Below are 5031 nucleotides of genomic sequence, written 5' to 3' on the forward strand. Positions count from 1 at the left end.
AGCCGCCGGGCTTGAGCCGCTGCAAGATCAGGGCGATCAAGCCGGCCAGTTCCCCACCCGAGCCACCGATGAAGACGGCGTCCGGGTCGGCCCACGCGGCCAGGCCTTCGGGGGCCTTGCCATGCACCAGCGTGTGGTTGCTGATGCCCAGGCGAAATCGGTTGCGTCGCACGATGGCACTGTCATCCACATTCTTCTCGATGGCATAGACATGGCCTTGCCGGCACAGCCGCGCTGCCTCCAGCCCCACCGAGCCCGAGCCCGCGCCGATGTCCCACACCACGCTGTCCGCGCGCAGTTGCATGCGCGCCAGCGAGACGGAGCGCACCTCGTTCTTGGTGATCAAGCCCTTCTCGGGATGGCGCTGCTCAAAGCTGGCGTCGGGCAGGCCGAACAGCACCTGCGGCGCGCGCAAGGTGGTGCGCCACAGCAGCACCACGTTGGGGTCGGCAAACGGTATTTGCGTGGCGGCCTGAATGCTGATGCCGCTGACGATGCGCTCTTCGGGTTGGCACAGGCGCTCGGCCACGGCCATCTCGAAATCATCGGCCAGGCCTTCCGTCACCAGCATGCGGGCGATGCGGTCGGGGGTGTTGTCCGGGCTGGTCAGAATCGCCAAACGGTCATGCTGGCGAATGTCCCTTAACAGCGCGTACAGGCCGTGGCCGGGGTCAGACCCGGCCACCCAGTCGCCCGCATCCTTGCTGTGGACGGATGAAAATTTCATGTCCTGCCACGGCAGACCCAGCCGGGCGCAGGCCAGTTGCAGGGTGGAGACATTGGGGATGACCTCAATCGCTTCAATGCACAGACGCGAGGCCAGGTAGGCGGCAATGCCGTGGCACAGCGGGTCGCCCGTGGCCAGCAGCACCACGCGCCGGTTGGCTGCCTGGGCCACGCGAATCCATTCGGGTACTTGCGACAGTGCACCGGTCAGGTCGCACTGCTGGGTTGCCGGGTCAATATGTTCGGCAAATAATTGCAAGGTGCGCGTGCCGCCAATCACCAGTTGCGCCTGCTGCAGGTGCGCCAGCGCCGTGCGGCTCAAGCTGGCGACGCCGTCGTCGAGCACGCCGATGATTCGGCATTTTTCAATCAGGTTTATCGTTTCAGAATTCAAGGGGCCTCCGCTATCTTGCGACCATCAAAGTCGCAGACCAGCACTTTCAAATCAAACTGATCGGGGTAACGCGTGCGCAGGGTTTGAATTACCCGCTGCGCCAGTGCCGTGTGAAAGGCCGTGCCCAAGCCCAGCGCATCCATGCGTTCACCGGCATAACGCGCGGTTTCGTTTTGGCGAATGGCATCGCACACATCTTGCGCAGCGCCCAGGCTGGCCGCAATGTCGGCCAGCAAACCGGTATCGACCTCGGCGCGGCCGGCGTGGGTGATGGTTTCGCCCTGCGCGATCTTGGTGAGTTTGCCGACCATGCCGCCAATCACCACCTGCTTCAAACCCGCCTTCACCGCCGCGCCCATGGCGTAGCGTAAAAAGTCGCCCATCTGCACAAACGCCGCCTCGGGCAGATGCGGCATTTCCTGCATGACAAATTTTTCGGTACGCCCGCCTGTGGTCAGCACCACCACGCCATGGCCCAGCGTGCCCGCCACCTGCACGCCCTGCACCACGCTGGCGCGGTAGGCTGCGGTGGAGTAAGGCTTGACGATGCCGGTGGTGCCCAGAATGGAGATGCCGCCCAGAATGCCGAGCCGGGCGTTCAGGGTTTTCTTGGCCATCTCAACGCCTTGCGGCACCGAAATGCAGACTTCAAAACCGGTTTCTTCCAGCAGTTCAGCCGCAGCGGCCTGCACGTTGGTCGTGATGTTGCGGCGCGGCACCGGGTTGATCGCCGGGCCGCCTACCGCCAGGCCCAGGCCGGGCATGGTCACGGTGCCCACACCAAAACCGCCGGTCAGCAGCACCTGGCCGGGCAGATCGCGGCGCAGCGTCACGTCAGCCGTGAGGTGCGCCTTGTCGGTGCAGTCGGGGTCGTCGCCCGCGTCCTTGATGACCATGGCGTGCGCCGTGTGGCCGTCTACCGCACCGTCCAGCACCGCAAAGGTGACCAGATCGCCGTTGGGCAGCAGGCATTCAATACGGTCGGGCACCTGCCCGGTGACCAGCCCCAGCGTGGCAGCCCGCGCCGCCGCAGCCGAACACGCGCCGGTGGTGAAACCGGTGCGTGTGCCGCGTGGCGCATTTTTCTCCATCATGCTGACGTTTTCTCCGTGAGCTCTTGTGCCTCCGCCAGACCCAGCAGAGCGTGAATGGCCGCCACCACCAGCGTGGAGCCGCCCTTGCGGCCTCTGATCACCACCCAGGGCACCTCGTTTTCCAGCGCCATCAGGTCTTTGGACTCGGCCGCCGAGACGAAGCCGACCGGCATGCCCACGACCAAGGCCGGACGCGCGCCTTCTTCATGAATCAGCCGCACCAGCTCAATCAATGCGGTAGGTGCGTTGCCGATACCGACGATGGCGCCGTTGATCAGTCCCAGGCGGTGCGCCTTGCGCATGGCCTGCACCGCGCGGGTGGTACCTTCGGCTTTGGCGGTTTCAATCACGTCGGCGTCCGAGATGAACTGGTGCGTGGCCATGCCGAAATGTCCCAGGCGCGGCGCTGACAAACCCACGCAGATCATTTCCACATCGGCCACCACGCGGGTGCTGCGCGACAGGATGGCGGCCACGCCGGCCTCCACCGCCCGCGGGTGAAAGTCGGTCAGGCCGTTGAAGTCGAAGTCGGCATTGGCGTGGATCATGCGGCGCACGATGGGCCACTGGGCCGGCGTGTAGGCATGCGATGCCACCTCGCGGTCAATCACGGCAAAGGAATCGTGTTCAATGGCCCGGCCCGCAGCGGTGAGCTGTTCGGTAATGACGTTGGCGGTGCTCATGGGTGGGCGTGCTCGTGAGGATGGGTGTGGTCGTGCGCATGAGGGTGCGGATGAATTTGAACGATGACCGGTGCATGCGGGTGTGGATGTTCGTGCGCATGGTCATGATCGTGGTGGTGCAGGGTGGCATCGTCATGGTGGTGCCCCCCCATGCCGTTTTCGACGCCAAACTCACGGTACTTGCAGCCGTCACAGGGCATGCGTGACTCGGGCGCGCCACGTTTCAGGTCATTCACCCGTTGTTCCAGCAGTTCAAAAATCTCGCGCTCAAAACCGAAATAGGCGGTCGAGGTGAAGCGGATGGCGGGGTACTGGGTTTTCAGGTTGGCAACCTGCCGGGTGATGCGTTCGACCAGCGTGCCGTTAAACAGGTAGTACGGCAGCACGACCACTTGCGTCATGCCCAGCAGGCTTTGCCGCTGCACGGCTTTTTCAAGGCGCGGCCAGGTGATGCCGGTAAACGCCAGGTCCACCAGTTCGTGGTCGGTTTCTTCCATCAGCCAGCGCGCCATCTTGGCCATCTCGCCGTTGGCCTGCCGGTCGGACGAGCCGCGCCCCAACATCACCACCCCGGTGGTGGTCGGGTCGGGCATGTCCAGCGCCTGCATCGCGCCTTTCAGGCGGCGTTTGACGATGGACAAAATAGGGTCGCATGCCGTGAGGTGCGGCGCGTACAGAAATTCCACCTGCGGAAATTTGAGCCGCGCGCCGTCAATGGCCTGCGGAATGTCCATCTTGACGTGCCCGGCGGCATTCAAAATGAGCGGCACCACCATCACACGTTGCGAGCCTGTTGCAGCCCGGCGCAGGCCTTCGCTCAGGGTGATCTCGGAAAACTCGATGAAGCAGACTTCGATGCGCCAGCCGGGCTGGCGTTCGCGCCACTGCTGCGCAAAGGCTTCAATCTCGTCGTTGCCTGATTTTTCGCGTGAGCCGTGGCCCACCAAAAGAATGGTGTCTGCTGTCATGTTGTCTCCGGGAGGTCTGGGGGGGTATCGGTATTCGCATTAACACTGGCACGCCGGAACTTGTGCGTAAAGCTCGCGTCGTAAAGTCTGGATTTGGTCAGCGTCGTCCACTGCCGCGCGCCCAGTGTGGGGCTGGCAATGATCATGGACTGGCTGACGATTTTTGCGTCGCGGCACAGGCCCTGAATCGTGGCCACCGTACCGCGGATAATTTTTTCCTCGCCCGGCCAGCTGGCCTTGTGCACCACCACCATCGGCGCATCGGGCGACCAGCCTGCAGCCGTCAAGGCGGCAGTGACGCGCCCCATCAGCGTGATGCTCAGGAAGATGCACAAGGTACTGTGGTGCGCCGCCAAAACCTCCAGCGACTCGCCTTCCGGCATCGGGGTGCGCCCTTCAATGCGGGTGAAAATCACGGTTTGTGTCACCTCGGGCAAGGTCAGGCTTTCCACCGCAGCCGCTGCAGAGGCCATGGCGGACGACACCCCCGGAACCACCTCGATGGCAACTCCCGCCGCGTCGAGGGGTTGCACCAGTTCTATCAGCGCGCCGTACAAACAGGGATCGCCGGTTTGCAGGCGCACCACGGTCGCGCAACGACCAGCCTGCTCAATCAGCCAGCTAGACATCTGCTCCAGCGTCATGTCCTTGCTGTCAGCAATCACGCAGCCCGCAGGTGCCCAGCGCGTGGCGGCCTCGCTGACCAGGGAGCCCGCGAACAGAATGGCCCCAGCACGCTCAATCAACGCCCGGCCCTTCACGGTGATCAGCTCCGGGTCGCCCGGGCCCGCGCCGACGAACCAGACGGTGCCCGGCGCGGAAGTAGCGCGGCCGGCCTCGATGGGTGGAGTGTCAGTCTGCATGATGTATTCCAGTTTGAATTTGTTAGCCGCACGCTAGATTTTTGGCAAGGCCACCCACTGGCCTGCGAGCGGGAAGATGGCAATGCGGTGGTCAAACACGTCTTCAAGGGCGCGGTGCGTGGCGGCGTCAGAGCAGTCGCCCTGGTGCGTCACACGGCCCTGATCCATGACGACCAGCTCGTCGGCCTGCAGCGCGAACGAGATTTCATGCAGCACGCTGACCACGGTTTTCCCTTCGGCCACCAGCGCGCGCACCATCAGCAGCCAGTCGGTCTGGTGCGGCGGGTCGAGGTTGGCCAGCGG

5 protein-coding genes and 1 pseudogene are annotated in these 5031 nt (G+C 64.0%); all 6 read right to left on the reverse strand.

Annotated elements, in window-relative coordinates; translation table 11 throughout:
* Positions 1-1120, reverse strand: a 1120-nt coding sequence (cbiE, locus tag IV091_RS14460; protein ID WP_293469926.1) for a precorrin-6y C5,15-methyltransferase (decarboxylating) subunit CbiE, incomplete at its 3' end; no start/stop codon positions are given.
* The gene (locus IV091_RS14465) at positions 1117-2214 is read right to left on the reverse strand and encodes a cobalt-precorrin-5B (C(1))-methyltransferase (RefSeq protein WP_293469927.1); all 1098 of its coding nucleotides are present in this window, start codon (positions 2212-2214) and stop codon (positions 1117-1119) included. The genes cbiE and IV091_RS14465, both read right to left, overlap by 4 nt.
* The gene (locus IV091_RS14470) at positions 2211-2897 is read right to left on the reverse strand and encodes a precorrin-8X methylmutase (RefSeq protein ID WP_293469928.1); all 687 of its coding nucleotides are present in this window, start codon (positions 2895-2897) and stop codon (positions 2211-2213) included. The genes IV091_RS14465 and IV091_RS14470 overlap by 4 nt, the downstream gene beginning before the upstream one ends.
* Positions 2894-3865 (reverse strand): sirohydrochlorin chelatase, encoded by a 972-nt coding sequence (locus IV091_RS14475; RefSeq protein ID WP_293469929.1) that lies wholly within the window; start codon positions 3863-3865, stop codon positions 2894-2896. The genes IV091_RS14470 and IV091_RS14475 overlap by 4 nt, the downstream gene beginning before the upstream one ends.
* Positions 3862-4728 (reverse strand): precorrin-4 C(11)-methyltransferase, encoded by an 867-nt coding sequence (gene cobM / locus IV091_RS14480; protein WP_293469930.1) that lies wholly within the window; start codon positions 4726-4728, stop codon positions 3862-3864. The genes IV091_RS14475 and cobM overlap by 4 nt, the downstream gene beginning before the upstream one ends.
* Positions 4729-4761: 33 nt before the next feature.
* Positions 4762-5031: pseudogene (locus tag IV091_RS14485) on the reverse strand (ABC transporter ATP-binding protein); the annotation flags it as partial.

The organism is Polaromonas sp. (genome assembly GCF_018780625.1).
Taxonomy (GTDB): Bacteria; Pseudomonadota; Gammaproteobacteria; order Burkholderiales; family Burkholderiaceae_C; genus Polaromonas.

Excerpts from the sequence above, each read along its gene's own strand:
- IV091_RS14465 (WP_293469927.1), bottom strand. The coding sequence starts at position 2,214 with ATGATGGAGAAAAATGCGCCACGCGGCACACGCACCGGTTTCACCACC.
- IV091_RS14470 (WP_293469928.1), bottom strand. The coding sequence starts at position 2,897 with ATGAGCACCGCCAACGTCATTACCGAACAGCTCACCGCTGCGGGCCGG.
- IV091_RS14475 (WP_293469929.1), bottom strand. The coding sequence starts at position 3,865 with ATGACAGCAGACACCATTCTTTTGGTGGGCCACGGCTCACGCGAAAAA.
- cobM (WP_293469930.1), bottom strand. The coding sequence starts at position 4,728 with ATGCAGACTGACACTCCACCCATCGAGGCCGGCCGCGCTACTTCCGCG.